General features: G+C 66.6%; 17 protein-coding genes. 10 read left to right on the top strand and 7 right to left on the bottom strand.

Features of this window, described 5'->3' with window-relative positions; translation table 11 throughout:
* Nucleotides 1-24 precede the first annotated feature (24 nt).
* From IT430_04770 to IT430_04790, 5 genes are read left to right on the top strand one after another with little or no spacing between them, the layout of a single operon-like run.
* A complete protein-coding gene (locus tag IT430_04770) occupies nucleotides 25-1,032 on the top strand; it encodes an ABC transporter substrate-binding protein (GenBank protein MCC6907234.1) in 1,008 nt (335 codons plus the stop codon).
* Between the two features lie 19 nt (nucleotides 1,033-1,051).
* Nucleotides 1,052-2,572 carry a sugar ABC transporter ATP-binding protein gene (locus IT430_04775; protein ID MCC6907235.1) on the top strand — a complete coding sequence of 507 codons (1,521 nt, stop codon included), beginning with the start codon at nucleotides 1,052-1,054 and terminating at the stop codon, nucleotides 2,570-2,572.
* A complete protein-coding gene (locus IT430_04780; protein MCC6907236.1) occupies nucleotides 2,565-3,557 on the top strand; it encodes an ABC transporter permease in 993 nt (330 codons plus the stop codon). The genes IT430_04775 and IT430_04780 overlap by 8 nt, the downstream gene beginning before the upstream one ends.
* Nucleotides 3,554-4,513 (top strand): hypothetical protein, encoded by a 960-nt coding sequence (locus tag IT430_04785; protein ID MCC6907237.1) that lies wholly within the window; start codon nucleotides 3,554-3,556, stop codon nucleotides 4,511-4,513. The genes IT430_04780 and IT430_04785 overlap by 4 nt, the downstream gene beginning before the upstream one ends.
* A gap of 60 nt (nucleotides 4,514-4,573) precedes the next feature.
* Nucleotides 4,574-6,667: a SpoIIE family protein phosphatase gene (locus tag IT430_04790; GenBank protein ID MCC6907238.1), complete on the top strand. Its 2,094-nt coding sequence runs from the start codon at nucleotides 4,574-4,576 to the stop codon at nucleotides 6,665-6,667.
* Nucleotides 6,668-6,687: 20 nt separating this feature from the next.
* Here IT430_04790 and IT430_04795 read toward each other — a convergent pair whose 3' ends face one another.
* On the bottom strand, nucleotides 6,688-7,674 hold the full coding sequence (locus tag IT430_04795; protein MCC6907239.1) for a hypothetical protein: 987 nt from the start codon (nucleotides 7,672-7,674) through the stop codon (nucleotides 6,688-6,690).
* Nucleotides 7,671-8,345, bottom strand: a complete 675-nt coding sequence (locus IT430_04800; protein MCC6907240.1) for a hypothetical protein — start codon at nucleotides 8,343-8,345, stop codon at nucleotides 7,671-7,673. Before IT430_04800 ends, IT430_04795 begins: the two co-directional genes overlap by 4 nt.
* 179 nt (nucleotides 8,346-8,524) lie before the next feature.
* On the opposite strand from IT430_04800, the gene glpK reads away from it, so the two are divergent.
* A complete protein-coding gene (gene glpK, locus IT430_04805) occupies nucleotides 8,525-10,039 on the top strand; it encodes a glycerol kinase GlpK (protein ID MCC6907241.1) in 1,515 nt (504 codons plus the stop codon).
* Here glpK and IT430_04810 read toward each other — a convergent pair.
* The 3 genes from IT430_04810 to IT430_04820 are packed head-to-tail and all read right to left on the bottom strand — an operon-like array spanning nucleotide 10,008 to nucleotide 12,133.
* Nucleotides 10,008-11,018: a hypothetical protein gene (locus tag IT430_04810; GenBank protein ID MCC6907242.1), complete on the bottom strand. Its 1,011-nt coding sequence runs from the start codon at nucleotides 11,016-11,018 to the stop codon at nucleotides 10,008-10,010. The two genes, glpK and IT430_04810, sit on opposite strands and share 32 nt — an antisense overlap.
* Nucleotides 11,015-11,380: a hypothetical protein gene (locus IT430_04815; GenBank protein MCC6907243.1), complete on the bottom strand. Its 366-nt coding sequence runs from the start codon at nucleotides 11,378-11,380 to the stop codon at nucleotides 11,015-11,017. The genes IT430_04810 and IT430_04815 overlap by 4 nt, the downstream gene beginning before the upstream one ends.
* Before the next feature lie 57 nt (nucleotides 11,381-11,437).
* Nucleotides 11,438-12,133 carry an SOS response-associated peptidase gene (locus IT430_04820; GenBank protein MCC6907244.1) on the bottom strand — a complete coding sequence of 232 codons (696 nt, stop codon included), beginning with the start codon at nucleotides 12,131-12,133 and terminating at the stop codon, nucleotides 11,438-11,440.
* Nucleotides 12,134-12,316: 183 nt separating this feature from the next.
* Here IT430_04820 and IT430_04825 point away from each other — a divergent pair, with 183 nt between their 5' ends.
* Genes IT430_04825 through IT430_04835 form a run of 3 tightly spaced genes read left to right on the top strand, consistent with a single transcriptional unit; the run spans nucleotide 12,317 to nucleotide 17,897 of the window.
* A complete protein-coding gene (locus IT430_04825) occupies nucleotides 12,317-13,144 on the top strand; it encodes a hypothetical protein (GenBank protein MCC6907245.1) in 828 nt (275 codons plus the stop codon).
* Nucleotides 13,053-14,666 (top strand): DNA polymerase Y family protein, encoded by a 1,614-nt coding sequence (locus IT430_04830; protein ID MCC6907246.1) that lies wholly within the window; start codon nucleotides 13,053-13,055, stop codon nucleotides 14,664-14,666. Before IT430_04825 ends, IT430_04830 begins: the two co-directional genes overlap by 92 nt.
* A 57-nt stretch (nucleotides 14,667-14,723) precedes the next feature.
* Nucleotides 14,724-17,897 (top strand): error-prone DNA polymerase, encoded by a 3,174-nt coding sequence (locus IT430_04835; GenBank protein ID MCC6907247.1) that lies wholly within the window; start codon nucleotides 14,724-14,726, stop codon nucleotides 17,895-17,897.
* Here IT430_04835 and IT430_04840 read toward each other — a convergent pair.
* On the bottom strand, nucleotides 17,894-18,460 hold the full coding sequence (locus IT430_04840) for a DUF4287 domain-containing protein (protein MCC6907248.1): 567 nt from the start codon (nucleotides 18,458-18,460) through the stop codon (nucleotides 17,894-17,896). The two genes, IT430_04835 and IT430_04840, sit on opposite strands and share 4 nt — an antisense overlap.
* 24 nt (nucleotides 18,461-18,484) lie before the next feature.
* Nucleotides 18,485-19,150 carry a TetR/AcrR family transcriptional regulator gene (locus tag IT430_04845; GenBank protein ID MCC6907249.1) on the bottom strand — a complete coding sequence of 222 codons (666 nt, stop codon included), beginning with the start codon at nucleotides 19,148-19,150 and terminating at the stop codon, nucleotides 18,485-18,487.
* A 119-nt stretch (nucleotides 19,151-19,269) separates the two neighbouring features.
* Between IT430_04845 and IT430_04850 the strand changes: the two genes are divergently transcribed.
* Nucleotides 19,270-19,791 (top strand): hypothetical protein (locus tag IT430_04850; protein ID MCC6907250.1); only part of this gene is annotated, 522 nt, incomplete at its 3' end.

Raw genomic sequence — 19,791 nt, forward strand, 5'->3', positions numbered from 1 at the left:
CCCTTTTCAACTGAGGTGCCCGCCATGACATCCGCCGCCCGACCGCACCGCTGGACCCAATTGATCCTCTTGTGTGCAGCGCTCGCCGCTGGCGCGATCGCGCTTCAGGGATGCAAGAAATCATCGCCCACTTCAACCGGCGGGAACGGCGCCGGCGAAGCGAAGCTCGTCGTCGGCTTCTCGCAGATCGGCGCTGAGTCCAGTTGGCGCACCGCCGAGACGAACTCGATCCGCAGCGAAGCGGAAAGCCGCGGAATTGACCTCAAGTTCTCCGATGCTCAAGGCAAACAGGAGAACCAGGTCAAAGCCATCAACGCGTTCATCGCGCAAAAAGTAGACGCGATTATCCTCGCGCCCAAAGTCGAGACGGGCTGGGAGCCTTCGCTCAAGGCGGCCAAGGCCGCGGGCATCCCCGTCATCCTCGTCGATCGCGGCGTGGACGTCGCCGACGACAGCCTGTACGCCACGCTGATCGCATCGGACTTTGTGGCTGAAGGCCGCATGGCCGCGGAGTGGCTTGCAAAGAAGCTCGACGGCGAAGGCAACATCGTCGAATTGCAGGGCACGCCCGGTTCGGCTCCGGCCATCGATCGCAAAAAAGGCTTCGAGCAGGGCATCGCTCCCTATGAAGGGCTCAAGATCACGCGCTCGCAGACCGGCGAGTTCGCCCGCCAGACCGGCAAGGAAGTGATGGAGGCGTTTCTCAAGTCGGCGCCCGGCGAAATTGACGCCGTCTACGCCCACAACGACGACATGGCCCTCGGCGCCATTCAGGCCATCGAAGAAGCCGGCCTCAAGCCCGGCACCGACATCATCGTCGTCTCCATCGACGGCGTGCGCGATGCGTTCGCCGCCATGGTCGCCGGCAAACTCAACTGCACCGTCGAGTGCAATCCGCTGCTTGGCCCGCTCGCCTTCGACGCCGTCGAAAAAGCCGTGGCCGGCGAAACACTGCCCAAGTGGACCGTCGTCGAGGATCGCGTCTACGACCAGTCGGTCGCGGCGGAAGTGATCGACAGCCGCAAGTACTGATCGGACCCCGGGAGCGGCCGTGTCTGACCCGTTGATCGAGATGCGCGGGATCGTCAAGACGTATCCCGGCGTTCGCGCGCTCGACGGCGTGGATTTCACGCTCCATCGCGGCGAGGTGCACGCCATCGTCGGCGAAAACGGCGCGGGCAAGAGCACGCTGATTCGGATCCTCACCGGCGCCGAGCGCCGCGAAGCCGGGCAGGTGCTCCTCGGTGGCTCCCCCGTCGAGTCGCGCACGCCCGTGCAGGCCCAGCGTCTGGGCATCGCCACCGTCTATCAGGAAGTCAATCTCGTTGCTGATCTGTCTGTGGCCGAGAACATCATGCTCGGCCGCGAGCCGCGCACGGCATGGGGGACCATCGACCGCCGCGCCATGAACCGCCGCGCTCAGGAGGTCGCTAAGGGATTGGGTCTGCGGGTGGAGGTCAGGCAGGACCTGCGCGCCTGCTCGATCGCACTTCAGCAGATGGTGGCCGTGGCTCGCGCCGTTGATCAGAAGGCCTCGGCCCTGGTTCTCGATGAACCGACCTCGTCGCTGGACGCCGGCGAAACCGCCCAGCTCTTTTCCATGGTTCGGCGGCTGCGCGCTCAGGGGCTGGGCGTCATCTTCATCACCCACTTTCTCGAACAGGTCTACGAGATCAGTGATCGCATCACCATCCTGCGCGGCGGGCGCTGCGTGGGCACGCACGCCGCGGCCGATCTGCCGCGCCTCACGCTCGTCTCGCTCATGCTCGGCAAGGCCGCCGAGGCGGCCCCGTCGCCGAGGCCGGGTGCCGGCGAGATTAGTCCCACCACTCCCATACGTCTCGAAGCGCGCGGCCTGTGGCGCCGCGGCGCCGTCGAACCGCTCAATCTCACCCTCCGCGCGGGCGAGGTGCTCGGCCTCGCGGGACTGCTCGGCTCGGGCCGCAGTGAAATCGTCCGCCTGCTCTTTGGAGTTGATGCGCGCAGCGGCGGGACGCTCTCGATTGGCGGCCGGTCAATCGCAAGGCACTCGCCTCGCCGCGCCATCGCCGCGGGCATGGCCCTGGCCCCGGAAGATCGCCGCGCTGCCGGGCTCGTCGCCCAACTCAGCGTGCGCGAGAACATGATGCTCGCGCTTCAAGGCGCACGCGGCTGGACGCGGCGCCTGCCCCGGCGGCAGCAGAAGGCGCTCGCTGCAAAATTCATCCAGGCGCTGTCGATCTCCACGCCCGATCTCGAAAAGCCCGTCGGGCAACTTTCCGGCGGAAACCAGCAGAAAGTCAGTCTCGCGCGCTGGCTGCTCATGCAGCCGAGCATCCTGATGCTCGATGAGCCGACGCGCGGCATCGACATCGGCGCCAAGCGGCAGATCGAGTCGCTCATCGAAGACCTTCGCGCCAAGGGCATGGCGATCATCTTCATTTCCGGTGAACTCGAGGAAGTCGTGCGGGTCAGTCAGCGCATCGTAGTGCTGCGCGACCGCCATGCCGTGGCCGAACTGACCGGCGCCGATTGCCACGTGCACACCGTGATGCGGCGCATCGCCGGCGAGACGGGCGGCTCGCATGTCTAGCGCCACACGCCAACTCATCTGGCCCCTCGCCGCCCTGGTGCTGCTGCTTGCGTTCAACGCGGCGTTCCATCCATCTTTCTTTCACCTCCAGGTGCAGCACGGCCGGCTCAGCGGTTCGATGATCGACGTATTCAACCAGGGGGTGCCGGTGCTGCTGCTGGCTCTGGGCATGACGCTGGTGATCGGCACAGGCGGCATCGATCTCTCCGTCGGCGCCATCATGGCCGTGGCCGGCGCCGTCGCAGCCGCGGCGCTGCGCCAGGAAGCCCCGGTCGCACTGGCCGTCGCCGCGGCGCTGGGCGCGTGCGCCGCCGCGGGATTGTGGAACGGCGCGCTCGTCACCCTGGCGGGCATCCCCCCTATCGTCGCCACGCTCATACTCATGGTCGCCGGTCGCGGCGTGGCGCAACTCATCACCCATGGGCAGACCATGCTCATCGATTCCGACAGCGCCTTCACGCTGATCGGGCGCGGCGTCGTGCTCGGCGTGCCGGCTCCCATCCTCATCGTCCTCGCGGCGGCGCTCGCCCTGGCAGCGTTGGTCCGGCTCACGGCGCTGGGGCTGTTCATCGAGTCCATTGGCGGCAACGAGCAGGCCAGCCGCTACGCCGGCGTCCGCGTCGGCTCGATCCGCATGGCTGTGTACCTCCTCATGGGCGTGCTGGCCGCCATCGCCGGGCTCATCGACGCCGCCGACATCGCCGCGGCCGACGCGAACAACGCCGGCCTCTATCTCGAACTTGACGCCATTCTCGCCGTGGTCATCGGTGGCACGGCCCTGACCGGCGGCCGCTTCACGCTGCTGGGCTCGATCATCGGCGCCATCATCATTCAGACGCTTTCGACGACGATTCTCAGCTTTGGTCGCAATGCGCCCGTCGAACTCAACCTCGTCATCAAGGCCGCGGTCGTGCTCATCGTCTGCCTGCTCCAGTCGGGCGAACTTCGCCGGCTCATCGCGCGAGTGTGGAGAGGATCGCCATGACCGCCGCGCTGCGAAGACACGGGCCGCTGCTGGGCACCGCCCTGGTGCTCATCGTGCTCTATGCCGCGGCATCGCTCCTGTTTCCCGGCTTTGCTTCGCTCTACCAGTTCGCGCACCTCTTCGACGACAACGCCACGCTCGGCCTCGCCGCCGTCGGCATGACGTTCGTCATCCTCTCGGGCGGGATCGATCTCTCCGTCGGCGCGGTGGTCGCGCTGGCGAGCATGGGCCTCGCGCTGCTCATGCGAGACGCGGGCTGGTCGATCATCGCAGCCGTCCCGGCGGTACTCGTCATGGGCGCAGCCCTCGGCGCCGGCATGGGCACGATCATCCACGTCTTCCGCCTCCCGCCGTTTCTCGTCACGCTGGCGGGCATGTTCCTGGCCCGCGGGGCGGCGCTGCTGCTCACCGCCGAGAAGCGCATCGAAATGAGCGGCCACGCGCAGATCGAGAGCCTGTCGTCGGTGCTGATCCAGAACTTCAACCTCCCCGCCATGGTGTTTCTCGCGGCGGTCGTCATCGCGTGGGCGACCCTGCGCTCCACACGCTTCGGCCGGACGGTCCACGCCCTTGGCAGCGACGAGACCGCCGCGCGGCTCATGGGCCTGCCCGCGGCATCGACGCGCATCGGTGTCTACGCCGTCAGTGCGCTGTGCGCCGCAGCCGGTGGAGTCGTGCAGGTCATCGGCACCGGCGCCGGCGACGCCTCGGCGGCGCTGCTGCTCGAACTCGACGCCATCGCCGCCGTCGTCATCGGCGGCACCGTGCTCGCCGGCGGACGCGGCTCGGTCCTCGGCACGCTGCTGGGCGTGCTCATCCTCGCCATCATCACCCTCGTGCCCAGTTACCACGGCTCTCTGAACAGTTGGTGGACCAAGATCGCCATCGGCCTGCTCCTGCTCGCGTTCGTCCTGCTTCAGCGCCTCAGCCAGCGATGGGCCGGCCAGCAGACATGACGGCGGAACACGCCGATGTGCCGATATGATGCGTAGTCTGCTTTGCTGCAGGATGCCGCGATGCGCCCCGTTTCACTTCGTGCCAAGTTCGTTCGCGACCTGGCGCTCATGCTCGTGGTGACGGGCGCGGTCAACATCGTCATTCTCTGGTTCGCCAATCGCCGCGCCGTCCACACGCTTTCGGCGTCGATCATCCGCCAGACGCTGCAGACGATCGAACGCGAACTCGACTCCTTCTTCAACCCCGTTACGTTTTCTCTGGAGGTGGCGGCGTCGTGGAGCGCCGAAGGGGCGCTCGACCTGGAGACGCGCTCGGGACCGTTTGGCGACCAGGCAGGATTCGTCGTCCTGCGCCGCCGGATGACTGAGCGCTTCATTCCGGTCATGGAGCAGTTGCCCCGCCTTTCGTCGCTGCTCGTGGCTGACGAAACCGGGCGCGAGTTCATGCTCCTGCGCACCGACGCGGGCTTTGAAGCCTGGCAGACCTTCGTGCAGGATGATGGTTCGCTCCTTCGCCGCCGAACGTGGAGCGACCACGGCGCCGACCTGACCGTTTCGCGCATCGATTACGATCCGCGCCATCGGCCGTGGTTCACCGGCGCCATTGCGGCGGGCACCGGAGAGGTCTACTGGACCGAGCCCTACACCTTCTTCACCACCGGCCAGCCGGGCATCTCGGCCTCGATCGCGGCGCGCACGCCCGGCGGGCTGACGCAGGTGATCGGCTTTGACGTGCTGCTGCGCGACATCTCGGAGTTCACCCGATCGCTGCGCGTGACGCAGCGCGGCAAGGTCGTGGTGATGACCACCGATGATCTCGTCGTCGGTCTGCCCAACGATCCGCGCTTCGATGACCCGCAGGCTCGCGAGGCGGCCCTGCTCAAGGGGCCCGATGAACTGGGCCTCGAACTGGCGCGCGACGCGACGCAGGCGTTCGGCGACGCCGTCGTGCAGGCCATCGAGCAGCAGCGTGATCCGCAGGAAATGACGGTGCGCTTTCGCAGCCTCGGCGAGGCATGGTGGGGCGAGTCGCGCCTGTTCAGCCTGGCGCCGACGCGGCATCTGCGCATGGCCGTCATCGTGCCCGAGTCTGAACTGCTGGGCAATCTGATCTACCAGCGGCTCGTCATCGCTGCGGCGCTGCTGGCCGTGCTGCTCGTGGGCCTCTGGCGCACCATCGTGCTCGGCCGCACGCTCAGCCGCCCCGTCGAGCAACTCGTCGGCCAGACGGACCGCATCGGCCAGGGCGACCTCAGTCCGGCGCCCGCGATTCGCACCGACATCTCCGAAGTCCGCCGCATCGCCGCAGCCCATGACCGCATGCGCCGAAGTCTGCAGAATCTCATGAAACTCGAGCGCGACATTCAGATCGCCCGGCAGATTCAGCAGAGCACGATGCCGCACGCGCTGCCGGCGCTAGACGGCTTCGAAATCGCCGCATGGAACGAACCTGCCGACGAAACCGGCGGCGACACGTTTGACGTGATCGGCCTGCCCGACCGCAGCACTGGCGCCGACGCCTTGCCGCACGGCCGCGCCGCCGCGCCCACTGCACGCGGCGAGCACACCGCGCCTCGCGCCGTGCTGCTGCTGGCTGACGCCACCGGCCACGGCATCGGCCCGGCCCTCGCCGCCACCCAGATCCGGGCCATGCTGCGCATGGCCCTGCGCCTGGGTAGCGATCTGCCGCAGATTGCCCGGCATCTCAACGAGCAACTCGTCGCCGACCTGCCTGACAATCGTTTCATCACGGCATGGATGGGGGAAGTGGATGCGAGAGCCGGCACGCTCACCTCGTTCTCAGCAGGACAGGGCCCGCTGCTGCTCTACCGGGCAGCCGCGCGGACCATCACCCACGTGCCCACCGATGCGCCGCCCTTCGGCGTGACGCCCGACCTCATCGCCACCCCCGCCGCCGCCGTGCGCATGGAGCGAGGCGACGTCTTCGCCGTGCTCTCCGACGGCTTGTTCGAAGCCCGAAACGCAGCCGGCGAGCAGTTCGGCCTCGATCGCGTCGAAGCCGTGCTGACCGACGCGGCGGCCGATGGCGCTGACGCAATCATCGCTGCGCTTCGCGCTGCCGTCGAATCATTCACCTCAAGCGCCGCTGCAGATGATGATCGCACGATCATCGTCATCCGACGCACTCGATGACAAGAGCGAGCCTCCGCCACTTACGCCGCCGGCGGCAACGCTCGACCATCGCACGTCCAAAGCACGGCCAGTGAGTATCGCATGCGCGGCGGCAGGAGCATGCGGATTATAAACCGCACCACCGGCCGGCCCGTGACCAAACCGATGGCAAGTCCGGCAAAGTAGAGGATCATCGAGAAGCCAAGAAATGGCGGCATCAGTTGCGTGCGACCGGCCATCCATCCCCAACTCGGCTCGCGTGTCATGGCTTCCAGAGCCGGAACGGCCGCGAATCCTGCGGCGAGAATAAGCACGGCTCCACCCCAAACCAGCAGGCCGCGCCGCGAGAGTTGAACCAGCATCGCCGCCCAGAACCAGCCGATCGCCAGCATCGCCAGCACGCTGAATGCCCAGATGGCGATGCTTTCCGGCGTAAGCCCGTTGCGCCATCCTCCCGCCTGCCGGAGCATTGCGGCCTTGTCCTGCGCCGACCACCATTTCTGGAAGCTGACTGAATCTCCGAGCAGTCCGCCAACCGTCGTGATCTGCTGCGCCCCGCCGGGGCGGTTGACAGTGACCGTTCCCGGTGAAAGGCTCAAGTTGGCATCTGACGGTGCTGCGGCGGCCTGACGGGCCGCCTGCCGCTCGACTTCCGAAAACACGTTCTGGATGAAGTAGGAATAGGGCTCAGCAGCAGTCTCAGATGCGCCCAGCGCCAGACCCATCATCATGCCGCTCGTGCCGACGAAGGCGCCGACGATGAGCAGCATCCAGATCGCGGCCAGCGCCATCGCCCATCGATGCGCCCACCGCCCCAGCAGCGGATATTCCTGCACCGCGGCGCACGTTCCGCACTCCGGACACCGCGCAATGAGCAGTGCGTAGTGCGGCTCACGGACGATCGCCTGGCCGACGAGGTTGTAGCCGCAACTCGTGCACAAACGGTCGCCGGTGATGAACGCGGTTGGAGCATCAGGCCGCGCGACTGGCGTGGAAGTTGAACCGCTCGTTTTCACTTCGGCGCTCATGTGCTGCTCCTGTGCCGCAACCTCCGGCGACGGGCCCGCCACCGCTGCCGGCGGAACGCCTGCCACAGCATCCCCAGTCCCTTCCCCGCCGGGATGCCTGCAGTGGCCACGAACATCATGATGGCAAGCAGGCCGAGGCGAATGATCCACTCTCGCGGATAGAACGGGATGCGTATGTCGTCAGCGACGACGCAGTCCACGACCCAGACCAGACACGGGCCGATAAACACATCCGAACCGAGCACCACCGTCATCCACGCCACGAAACTCGACCACGCCACCCATCGCCGCCAGTGCGCCAGCCCGATGGTGAGCCAGACCCCGATCGTCACGCTGAGCACCGCGATCAGGCCGAGGATGATGAACTGAGCCAGCGTCTCGCGCGGGCCGGGCAGGCGACCGGCGCGGAGGCTGCCGGCAGACGCGATGCAGACCAACGACACCCAGATGGTCAGCCCCGCGAACATCGCCAGCTGGAGCACGATGGTCATGGCCGTGCGCTCGAGGCGCCAGAACTGCCTCCACCGAACAATGGCCGGGTGTCGCCGGCGCGCCGCCACCGCGCCGCACTGCGGGCAGATCACGAGCGGCAATCCATAGTGCGGATCTCGAAACGGGCGAATACGGGCCAGATCAAGCCCGCAATCGAGGCAGATATGACTGATGGCCATGAAGTACCGCGTTCCCTCGATGACGGCGGCTCAATCCTCCACCCGCTCGGCTACCAGCCGGTTCGGATTTCAGACCGCATTATTTCAGCGCCGCCGACGACGGCCCATCGAGGCCCATCTCGAATTGAAGCCCGCGCGTGGATTCGCGATATGCTTGAGCGGCAAGTCGCGGAGCATCCATGCCCTTTGTGATCGCGCTGGATCAGGGGACCACCAGTTGCCGGGCCATCATCTTCGATGAGGCGGCGCAGGTGGTGTCGATTGCGCAAAAGGAGTTCCGCCAGATCTTCCCACAAGGCGGCTGGGTGGAGCACGACCCGAACGAGATCTGGTCTACGCAGGCGGGCGTGATCACCGAAGCGATGGAGCGCGCCGGCCTTCGCGCCCGCGACATCGCTGCGGCCGGCATCACGAACCAGCGCGAGACCGCGATCGTCTGGGACCGCGCGACGGGTCGGCCGATCGGCAACGCCATCGTCTGGCAGGATCGGCGCACGGCCGGCATGTGCGATGATCTCCGCCGCCGCGGCCTGGATGAGATGATCCGCGGCAAAACCGGCCTGGAGATCGACGCCTACTTCTCGGCCACCAAAATCGCATGGATGCTCGAACACATCGACGGCGCCCGGGCCCTTGCCGACTCGGGCCGCCTCGCCTTTGGCACGGTCGATTCCTGGTTGGCGCATCGACTGACCGACGCCGCGCTGCACATCACCGACATCAGCAACGCAGCTCGCACCATGCTCCTGAACATCCATACCGGCCAGTGGGATGAAGAACTGCTCGACCTGTTCAACATCCCGCGCGCCATGGTCCCGCAGGTGCGATCGTGCAGCGAGGTCTACGGCGAGATCGCCGCGCCTTCCGCGCTGGCCGGCGTGCCGCTGGCGGGGATGATCGGCGATCAGCAGGCCGCCACGATGGGCCAGGTCTGCACCGAGCCCGGACTGGCCAAGAACACCTACGGCACCGGCTGCTTTCTGCTGCTCAACACCGGCAACACGCCGCGCGAATCGGCCAATCGACTCCTCACCACCATCGCCTGGAGGCGCGGCGCCGAAACGACCTACGCGCTCGAAGGCAGCGTCTTCGTCGGCGGCGCCATCGTCCAGTGGCTGCGCGACGGCCTGGGCATCATCGACCGATCCGAAGACATCGAGCCGCTCGCCGCGCGCGCGGCCGACAGCGGCGGCGTGGTGCTGGTGCCCGCGCTCACCGGCCTGGGCGCGCCGCACTGGGACCCCCACGCGCGCGGGCTGATCATCGGCCTGACGCGGGGCACGACCGCAGCGCACATCGCCCGCGCAGCGCTCGAAGGCATCGCCTTCCAGGTTGCCGACGTGGCCGAGGCGATGCAGTCGGATGCGGCGGCGCCCCTCAGCGAACTGCGCGTCGATGGCGGCGCGGCGTGCAACGACCTGCTCATGCAGTTCCAGGCCGACATACTTCGAATCCCTGTCGTGCGCCCGAAACTCCTCGAAACCACCGCCCTTGGCGCTGCGTACATGGCTGGACTTGCGACGGGCCACTGGCCGTCGATTGACGCCGTCAGACAGAACTGGCAGGTCGATCGCATTTTCGAGCCGCGCATGAATGCGGTGGAGGCGCAAGCACATCGGACGCGGTGGCGCGAAGCAGTCCAGCGGGCCGGCGGCTGGACCCTCACGGCATCCCGTCCAGATACTCGGCGCTGAAGTTGCTTCGCAGTTCGATCCACATCGGCAGGTGATCGGACATCTTGTAGGTGCGCCAGGTGTTGTACGACACGTTGCTCGTGATCTGCGGGCTGTAGATCGGCTCATCCGCCGTCGTGAAGACGTGTTCGAAGTAGTCGAAGATGTTGGCCCCGACGATGTCGAGCCTGGCGTAGCCGCGATCGCGGTCGGGCTTCCAGAAGGCGATCTGGTCGTAATGCTGGTCGCGCGACACGTTGGAGCCGGGAATGCTTTTGAGCGATTCGGGCACGACAAAGCCGCTCGACTCGAGCGCCGCCATTGTGGGGTGGCCAGCGCCAATGATGTTGAAGTCGCCCAGCAGTCCCAGGAACGCGCTGCGGTCGTACTTGAGTTCGCTTTCCGCTTTCTTTGCCAGCGCTGCGGCGAGCAATTCGATCTCGCGGCGGCGCTGCTCCATCTTCGCCGGATCGTCATCCTCGCCGTAGTAGATGTGCACGGTGCACAGGTTGATCTGCAGCCAGCCGGCCTGGAAGGAAATCAGAAACGGCGTCCGGGCGAACTGGCGCAGCGAATCATCGAACGAATCGTTGGGAAAGCGCAGCCGCAGCCGCTCCTCGCCGACGATCGGCGCCGGCAGATCGATATCCGCCTGACCCGTGCCGGGGCTGTTCACCGGCGTGTTCTTCACCACGACCACGGAGCAGCCATCGGGCAGCTTGAGCGTGCATCCGGCGGGGAGGTTGATCTCGACATCGCGATCGAGCACCTTGCCTCCGCTTTTGCTGCGCAGCCGTGCCGCATAGGTGCCGCTGAGATCAGTGCCGCCGGGTAATATGACCTCGACCGTCGGCGCGAGCCGGATGCGCTCGCCGAACGCGGCGCGGATCTTGCCGTCTTCGGCGAGCGTGAGTTCGCCGGCAATGTTCCGAAACTGTGCCCGCGAGCGGTTGTAGGCGAAGACCATGCGCTCGCCGTTGCCCGGCCCGCCGTCGGTCACATCCGTGGCGAGGTAGTCCCAGTCGGGCCGAGCAGCCGCATCAGCTTGCTGAATTCATTGAGATCGGCCCGGATCTCCTGAAGCGCGACGATGTCAAAGTTCGAGATGATCTCGGCGATGTAGTAGAGGCACTCGTCGTCATCGCGGCCGCCGTACTTGCCGTTGCCAAACTCGCGCAGATTCCACGTGCCGATGCGCACCGTTTGAAGACGATCGATCGGAGCGGGCGCCGGCCCCGGCCGAGCAAAGTGGTTCGACAGCGCAGCGCGCAGTGCGATCAGTCTGCTCACCACGCGCTGCTTGTGCGCGGCGGTGGCAGCGTCATCAGTCGCTTTGAGTTTCAATCCGGCGTAGAAAGGCATGAGGCCTCCGATCTTCCGGCGCACCGCCGAAGTGTCATCCCGCGAAGGCAGAATCTGCTACGTAAACAACCCTGTCGGTTCATCCTCGACGGGTTTGATCAATGACGGGTCGGAGTTCTTCGGGCTGTTCACGCGCGTGCTCACGCGATATGCGTGGAGCATCGACGCGGGCGCGGGATCGAGCAGCTCGTTGAGTTGCTCGGGCGCCGCCTTGGGATTGAGCCACGCGTCGAACTCATCCGGCGAGAGAATCACCGGCATGCGATCGTGAAGGTCTTTGATGTTGTCACTGGCGTTGGTGGTGATGATCGTAAAGGTGTCGATCGGCTCGCCGCCTTTGTCCCACCGCTCCCACAGGCCCGCCAGGCACATGATTGAGCCGCGGCTCGGGTGGATGTACCACGGCTGCTTGCGGCCGGCGATCTTCTGCCACTCGTAGAATCCGGAAATCGGCACGAGGCAGCGCCGCCGCGCGAACGCGCTGCGAAACGCCGGCTTGCTCGCCAGCGACTCGGCGCGGGCGTTGATGAGGCGATTGCCGATCGCCGGATCGTCCGCCCAGTGCGGGATCAGTCCCCAGCGCGCAATGGCGATCTCGCACTGACCCTGGTCATCCAGCCGGGCGATGACCGAGTCCTGCGTCGGCGCGACGTTGTACGAAAGCGGCAGCTGCTCACCGGTGCTGGACTGCAGCACGCTCAAAAACGTGTGCACTTCCTTCCACGTGTACTCGCGCGTAAACCGCCCGCACATGGCAACATCTTACCGGTGGCCGAGCAGATACAGCGACGTTTGCCCAAATGCACAGGTTTCGGGAAAGGCCGGCTGGATACCTAACAAATACTTGACAAATATACCCCTCGCGGCTACCCTTGGCGCATGGAGGCGCTCACGAGAATCCCTCAGAATAAGGCCACGGAGCGGCAAAAACGGGCTTTGGCCATCATCCAGGCCGTGTCGGAGCGGCACCCGGGCACGGCGGCCCCGCGACAGGCCGCCGTGCCTACCGGCTTTCTCGACAGCGCCATGCCGCACGGCGGGCTTGCGCGCAGCGCCGTGCACGAATGGATAGGCGTCGATGAGCCTGAACCCGCATCTTCCGACGAACCGACCACCAGCAAGCAGCTCCACACGCGGCGGCCGGCCAGCCGATCCATCCAGCGACCCTACGGCTGGTCGCCCCCGCTCACGCTGCTCGTGCAGATCGCCCGGCAGTCGCTGATCGGACCGGACAACCCCGCCCACGTCATCTGGATCGGCCAGCCGATATGGCCCTACGCGCCGAGTCTGGCGCACGATCCGCAGCAGTCGCAAAGCCAGTCTCTGCTCGCCGCATCGCTCTTCGTGCAGGCGGAAACGGTGCGCGAGCGCGTGTGGGCCGCGGACCTGGCGCTGCGCAGCCGGTGCGCCGCTTCGGTCATCGTCGATGGATCGGGTTTCGATCTGTCCGCGACGCGGCGGCTGCAACTCGCGGCCGAGGCGGGCGGCGCGCTGTGCCTGCTGGCCCGGCCGCCGTGGGAGCGGCACGTGCTCTCGGCGGCGAACACGCGATGGGCGGTGCGGTGCTGCCCGTCATTCACCACGACAAGGCGATGGACCGTCGAACTGCTGCGCTGCAAGGGAGTGCAGCCCACTTCGCAGGCTGCACGCCTGTGGACCCTGGAGCGCCACCATGCGACGCGCCATGTCGCTGTGGTTCCCGACGTTCTCAGCCGACCTCGTCAGGCGGAGGCTCAGCACGCGCCCGCCCGGCGTACCGGCTGAGCACCAGAGCCGGCGAAAAGTCATCCTCCTCACCACGCAGGTGCACGGCCGCGAGATCATCGCCCGGCACTGCGATCGCGCCGCGGCGCTGGGCATCTCGGCAGGTATGGACCTCGCCCACGCGCGCTCGCTGATTCCGACTGGAACCGCCCTGCACCTCGAACCCCATCGCATCGATCGCGAACTGCAGACCCTGCACGCGCTGGCGTGCTGGGCGCTGCGCTACTCCCCTCTTGCAGCGCCTGATCCGCCGGATGGATTGTGGCTCGACATCACCGGCACGCAGCGCGTGCACCGCAGCGAATCGAGGCTGATTCGATCCGCATCCGCTGCGGCAGCGAGGCTTGGCTTTGCCAATCGCATCGCCACCGCTTCGACCTTCGGCTGCGCCTGGGCCGCGGCACGGTTCGGCTCGCGCGATCTGGCCCGCATCCCCGACGGCCGTCAGCGCCAGGCGCTGGCGGACCTGCCCACCGCCGCGCTGCGGCTCGAAAACGAAACCGTCTACGGCCTCGAAGAAATCGGCGTTACCTGCATCGGACATCTGCTCGAACTGCCCCGCGCTTCGCTCGCCTCCCGATTCGGATCCGAAGTGATCGACCGGCTCGATCAGGCCCTGGGGCTGATGTTCGAGCAGATCGATCCCGTGCGCCCCCAGCCCCCGCCGCGCGCGGAACTCATCTTCGACGGGCCGACCGATCAATGGGAATCGATCGAAGCAGCAGCCTGGCAGACGCTCGAGCAACTCGCCGGCCACCTGGCTCGGCGCGAGCGCGGCGTGCGGCGGCTTGACGTGGAACTCCTGCGCCCGCTGATCGGATCAGAGCGGTTCGCCATCGATCTGAGTCGCGCGAGCCGAAGCATCAAACACCTCTGGTCACTGCTGCACTCGCGGCTCGAGCGCATCGATCTCACCGCCGGCATCGAAGGCGTGGTTCTCACGGCAACGCGCACCGCGCGACTGCGCCACCAGCAGGCGTGCAGCGAGGCGCTGGGCGGCCGGAGCGAAAATGAATCGAACCGGGCATGGGGCGAACTCGTGGACACGCTCGTGCAGCGCCTGGGCGTCGATCGCGTGCTGCGCGTCGAGCCCGTCGAGTCGCACCTGCCCGAGTCGTGCTTTCGTCGGCGCTCGGTCATGGAGCCGCCGCTCAGGTCAGAGGCGCAGGTGACCAGCGCCGATCGGCCGACGCGGCTGTTCGATCAGCCCGAGCCGGTGGAGGTCACGGCGCTGACGCCCGATGGGCCGGTCATGACGATCCGCTGGCGCGGCCAGTGGCGGCAGGTGATCTCGTGCATCGGGCCCGAACGCCTCGGTCCCGAGTGGTGGCGCTGGCGCACGCTGCAGGCCCAGCCGGCCACTAGCGCGCAGCGCCGCCGCCTGGTGCAGTTGCAAAGCCAGTGTCGCCAAGCGCCGCCCGATCGCGATTACTTTGCACTCCAGACGGAGACGGGCCGGTGGATGTGGGTCTGCCGGCAGGCGGGCACGGGGCGCTGGTTCGTGCACGGGCAGTGGAGTTGAGGCGTGCCTGAGAATGAATTTCCCAAACTCAAGCCGCATCCTTTTGTGCAGGCGAAGATGCAAGTGGAGGCGAAGGCGCAAGCGGGCTCGGATTCGCTATCAACGCAGTACGACGCAGGCGCAGCGCCTCCATACGCAGAATTGTGCGTCACGAGCAACTTCACCTTCCTCACCGGCGCCAGCCACCCCGAGGAGTTTGTCGAGCAGGCCGCGGCGTTGGGGTACCGCGCCATTGCGCTGACCGATCTGCATACGCTCGCCGGCGTGGTGCGCGCTCACGTGGCCGCGAAAGAGTCGTGCATCCACTTCGTGCTCGGCACGCGCCTGCCGCTCACCGACATGAACGGCCTGACGGTGTGCGTCTATCCGACCGACCTGCCCTCCTATCGCCGCCTGTGCCGCCTGCTCACCATCGGCAAGCGGCGCACGACCAAGGGCAAGTGTGAACTGGGCTTTGATGATCTCGCTGCGCATGCGCAGGACCTGCTGGCGGTCACCATTCCGGATGGCATGCCCGATGAAGGCTTTACCGAATCGCTGATGCGCCTGCGCACCTGCTTTGATGATGATCGCCTCTCGCTGGCGGCGACGTGGCTCTACGGCCCCGATGATGCTGAACGCTTTGAGCGACTGAGCGATCTCGCCCACCGCTGCCGCGTGCCTCTGGTGGCCACCAACGATGCGCATCACCACATCCACGAGCGGCGCATGCTGCAGGATGTGCTCACCTGCATCCGCCACGGCTGCACGCTTGCCGAGGCCGGCTTTCACCTGCACGCCAACGCCGAGCGCCACCTCAAAGCCCCCGAAGAGATGCACCGCCTCTTTGCCGCGTGTCCCGAGGCGATCGAACGAGCCGTCCAAGTCGGCGAGCGCACGCGCGGCTTCAGCCTCGACCAGATCCGCTACGAATATCCCGATGAGATCGTCCCGCCCGGCGCCACGCCCATGAGTTACCTGCGCGATCTCGTCTGGCAAGGCGCCCGGCGCATGCACGGCGGGCGCGTTCCCGGCAAGGTGATCGCCCAGATCGAACACGAATTCGAACTCATCGATGAACTCAACTACGCCCCCTACTTCCTCACCGTCTACGACCTCGTGCAGTACGCCCGCAGCCTCGACCCGCCCATTCTCTGCCAGGGGCGCGGGGCGGCGGCGAACTCGGCGGTGTGCTACTACCTCGGCGTCACCGCCGTCGATCCGGTGCGCATCAACCTGCTCTTTGAACGCTTCGTCAGCCGGGAGCGCAACGAGCCGCCCGACATCGACATCGACTTCGAACACGAGCGGCGCGAAGAAGTCATCCAGTACATCTACCGCAAGTACGGCCGCGACCGGGCGGCGCTCACGGCCGAGGTGATCTCGTATCGCCGCCGCAGCGCCGTGCGCGACGTGGGCAAAGCCCTGGGCCTCTCGCTCGACTGCGTCGATCGCCTCGCCAAGACCATCGACTGGTGGGACGGCGGCGTGGTCGAGCCGCAGCGCCTGCGCGAGATGGGACTCAACCCCGACGAGCCGATCCTGCAGTGGCTCGCGCGGCTCGTGGGCGAGCTGCTTGGATTTCCGCGCCACCTCTCGCAGCACGTGGGCGGGTTCATCATCACCCGCTCGCCGCTGTGCGAACTCGTGCCCGTCGAGAACGCGGCCATGCCCGACCGCACCGTCGTCGAGTGGGACAAGGACGACATCGACGCCATGGGCATGCTCAAAGTGGATGTGCTCGGCCTGGGCATGCTCAGCGCGATCCGCCGCTGCCTCGAACTCATCAACCGGCACCACGGCACGGACCTGGCGCTGGGCACGATCCCCCCTGAAGATCCAGCGACGTATGAGATGATTCAGCACGCGGACACCGTGGGCGTGTTCCAGATCGAGAGCCGCGCGCAGATGTCGATGCTGCCGCGGCTCAAGCCCAGGAACTTCTATGACCTCGTCATCGAAGTGGCGATCGTGCGCCCCGGTCCGATCCAGGGTGACATGGTGCATCCCTACCTGCGGCAGCGCGCCGGCGAGGAAAAGATCGATTACGTACACCCGGCGATTGAAGAAGTGCTCAGCCGCACGCTCGGCGTGCCGCTCTTCCAGGAGCAGTGCATGGCCTTGGCGGTGAAGGCGGCCGGCTTCACGCCCGGCGAAGCCGACCAGTTGCGCCGCGCCATGGCGGCGTGGAAGCGCAAGGGCGATCAGATCTACCGCTTCGGGCAGAAGTTGATCGACGGCATGGTGCGCAACGGCATCCCGCTCGACTTTGCCCAGCGGTGCTTCGAGCAGATCAAGGGTTTCAGCGAGTACGGCTTTCCCGAGAGCCACGCCGCGTCGTTCGCCCTGCTCGTCTACGCCTCGGCGTGGATGAAGCGGCACTACCCGGCCGAGTTCTCCGCGGCTGTCATCAACAGCCAGCCCATGGGCTTCTACGCCCCCGCCCAACTCGTGCGCGACGCCAGGGAGCACCGCGTGCAGGTGGGCGGCGTCGATGTGAACTGCAGCGACTGGGACTGCACCATTGAAGACGGCGCCTTGCGCCTGGGCATGCGACTGGTCAAGGGAATGAAGGAGCAAGACGCCCGGCAATTGCGCGAGGCGGTCGCACAGCGCGGCCCGTTCAGCACGATGATCGATCTCTGGCGCGCCAGCGGCGCCCCGGCGGCGGCGCTGCGCCGCCTCGCCTCCGCCGATGCGTTCGGCTCGATGGGCCTGACGCGGCAGCAGGCGCTGTGGCACGCCCGGCTGCTGCGCGATGATGATCTGCCCCTGTTTGATTCGGTGAACGAGTCAACCGAGCCGCCCGCGAAACTGCCCGGCATCGGCCCGCAGCGCCAGGTCGTGCTCGATTACCACGCGACCGGCCTGTCGCTCAAGGCGCATCCCGTCTCGTTCGCCCGGGCGCGGCTCGATGCGCTGGGCGTCATGCGGTGCGCGGAGTTGGCCGATCCGCAGCGAGCGCCGGACGGGGCCCGCGTCAAAGTGGCCGGCATCGTACTCGTGCGCCAGCGGCCGGGCACGGCCAGCGGCGTCACGTTCATCACGCTCGAAGATGAAACGGGCATCAGCAATCTCGTCGTCTGGAAGCGCACCTACGATCGCGATCGCCGCGAAGCCGGCGCGAGGCTGCTCATCGCCCACGGCCGGGTGCAGCGCGAAGGCGAAGTCGTGCACGTCGTCGTCAGACGCCTCAAGGGTTTTGACGAGGCGCTTGACGGTCTGAGCGCGAACTCGCGCGACTTCCGTTAGAGCGCTGCGTCATACGCCTGCCTGAGCCAGCCGGTCAGCTGCTTGTCCACGTCCTTTGGGTCACTCAGCCGCACGCGATGCGACACCATCGCGTTGAAACTGCCGGAGGCTTCGAGCCGGTCCGTCGGCTTTTCGCCTTTGAGATTGATGCCGACATCGAGGCGCGTCGCGGTCGATGGCTGGAGGATGGCAAACTGCTTGGCCCGGCGGACGCTGACGTACGCCTTCTTGGGAGCGAACTCGACGTCGTTGCCAAATTTGCCGATGGCGGCGACGAGCGCGTCGTAAACGGGCTTAAGCCCCGCCTTGGCGCCGCTGTACTGCGCGGCGACAAGATCATCGGGCTGGGCGTCCGACGCGGCAGACTTGAGTGCGGAGTGCGCCACGAGGTTCGCGTAGCCGTGTGTGAGACCGTGGTCCTTCTTGAGCATGCCCACGATCTCGCCGTGCTTTGAGAGTTTTGAGGCCGTGGCGATCTTGACCCACTGCTCAAGGCTCTTGCCGGTCTTCTCCTTGAGATTGGCGATCATCGTGGCGGTGGCGTCGTCGGGTGATTTGGCCATGATTGGCTCTCCAGTAGAGGGTGCTCAAGTGGCGGCGCCGGGCGGCGCGGGGCGCGCCTTGCGCTTGCGGGCCATCGCGCGGTCCTGCGGAGCGGCAGCACCGCCATCCGTCAGCCCGCGCCCGGCCGGCACGTGGCGCTCGATGATGCAGTCAACAAGGCGGCGCGCTATGGCGATCGTTCCCGGGTTGCCCGTTACGCTTCGCGTCACGTACAGACCCTCGATCACCATGCAGAACTCTTCGGCAAACCCGTTCGGATCGATCACGCCGGCGCGCTCGGCCAACTCGTAGACGAAGTCCTCAAGCGCCCGCTTGTGGCGCAGTGCCGCCTCGTGCGCCGGATCGTGGGGTACGGGAAACTCCATCGCCGCGTTCACAAAAATGCAGCCGTGAAAATCTTCCTGCTCGATCACCTGCTGCACGACGTCCAGCAGCGAGCGGATCTGCCCGATGGCCGAGCGGCCGCCGACTTGCCGCACCATTGCGCGGAACGCACCCTGCAGGAAGGCATCCACGCTGTCGAGCACGCCGACCATCAGGTCGTCCTTGCTCTGGAAATGCTTGTAGAACGCCGTCTTGCTGATGCCCACGTCCGTGAGGATCGCGTCGATGCCCACGTTGCGAAACCCGTCGCGGTAGAAGCGCGTTCGGGCGGCGTCGATCAATCGCTGGCGGGTGTCGGTGGGCACAGCATCCTCGTCTGGTGGGGCCGGTTGACCACGAGTCAACCGGAAGTGTACTCCAAGTGGATTGGCGACGAAAGCCGCGAAGTCGATACTTGGCTCAACCTCAACCAAAGGAGCCTCGCATGCAACGCACTGTCTTCTTCGTCTACGGCCTGTTCTGCCACCTGCTGTTCCTCATCGTCTACGCGTGGATGGCGGTGTTTGTGGGCAATTTGGGCTTCGGACTCATTCGCACCATCGACGGCGCGCCGGAGCGGCCGGTCCTCGCGGCCGCGCTGATCAACCTCGGTCTGATCGCCGCCTTCGGCCTGCAGCACTCCATCATGGCCCGCCCGGGCTTCAAGCGCTGGTGGACGCAGTTCGTGCCCCAGCCCATCGAGCGCAGCACCTACGTGCTCTTCTCGTGCATCGCCATGTCAGCGCTGCTGTGGCTCTGGCAGCCGCTGGGCGGCATGGTCTGGCAGGTGAGCCATCCCGCCGCCCGCTGGGCGCTGCACGGCTTGCTGGCCTTCGGCTGGCGTAGCGGCGCGACCGAAACCGCCAGATGCGACACGAAACCGCCAGACCATCTAGCGCAGCACATCGCCCGGGTGCCTTGCCCGGGCTTTTCTGTGGGCCGCGGAGCCGGCCCTCAACGGGTTGTC

Source organism: Phycisphaerales bacterium, from assembly GCA_020852515.1.
Lineage (GTDB): Bacteria > Planctomycetota > Phycisphaerae > Phycisphaerales > UBA5793 > UBA5793.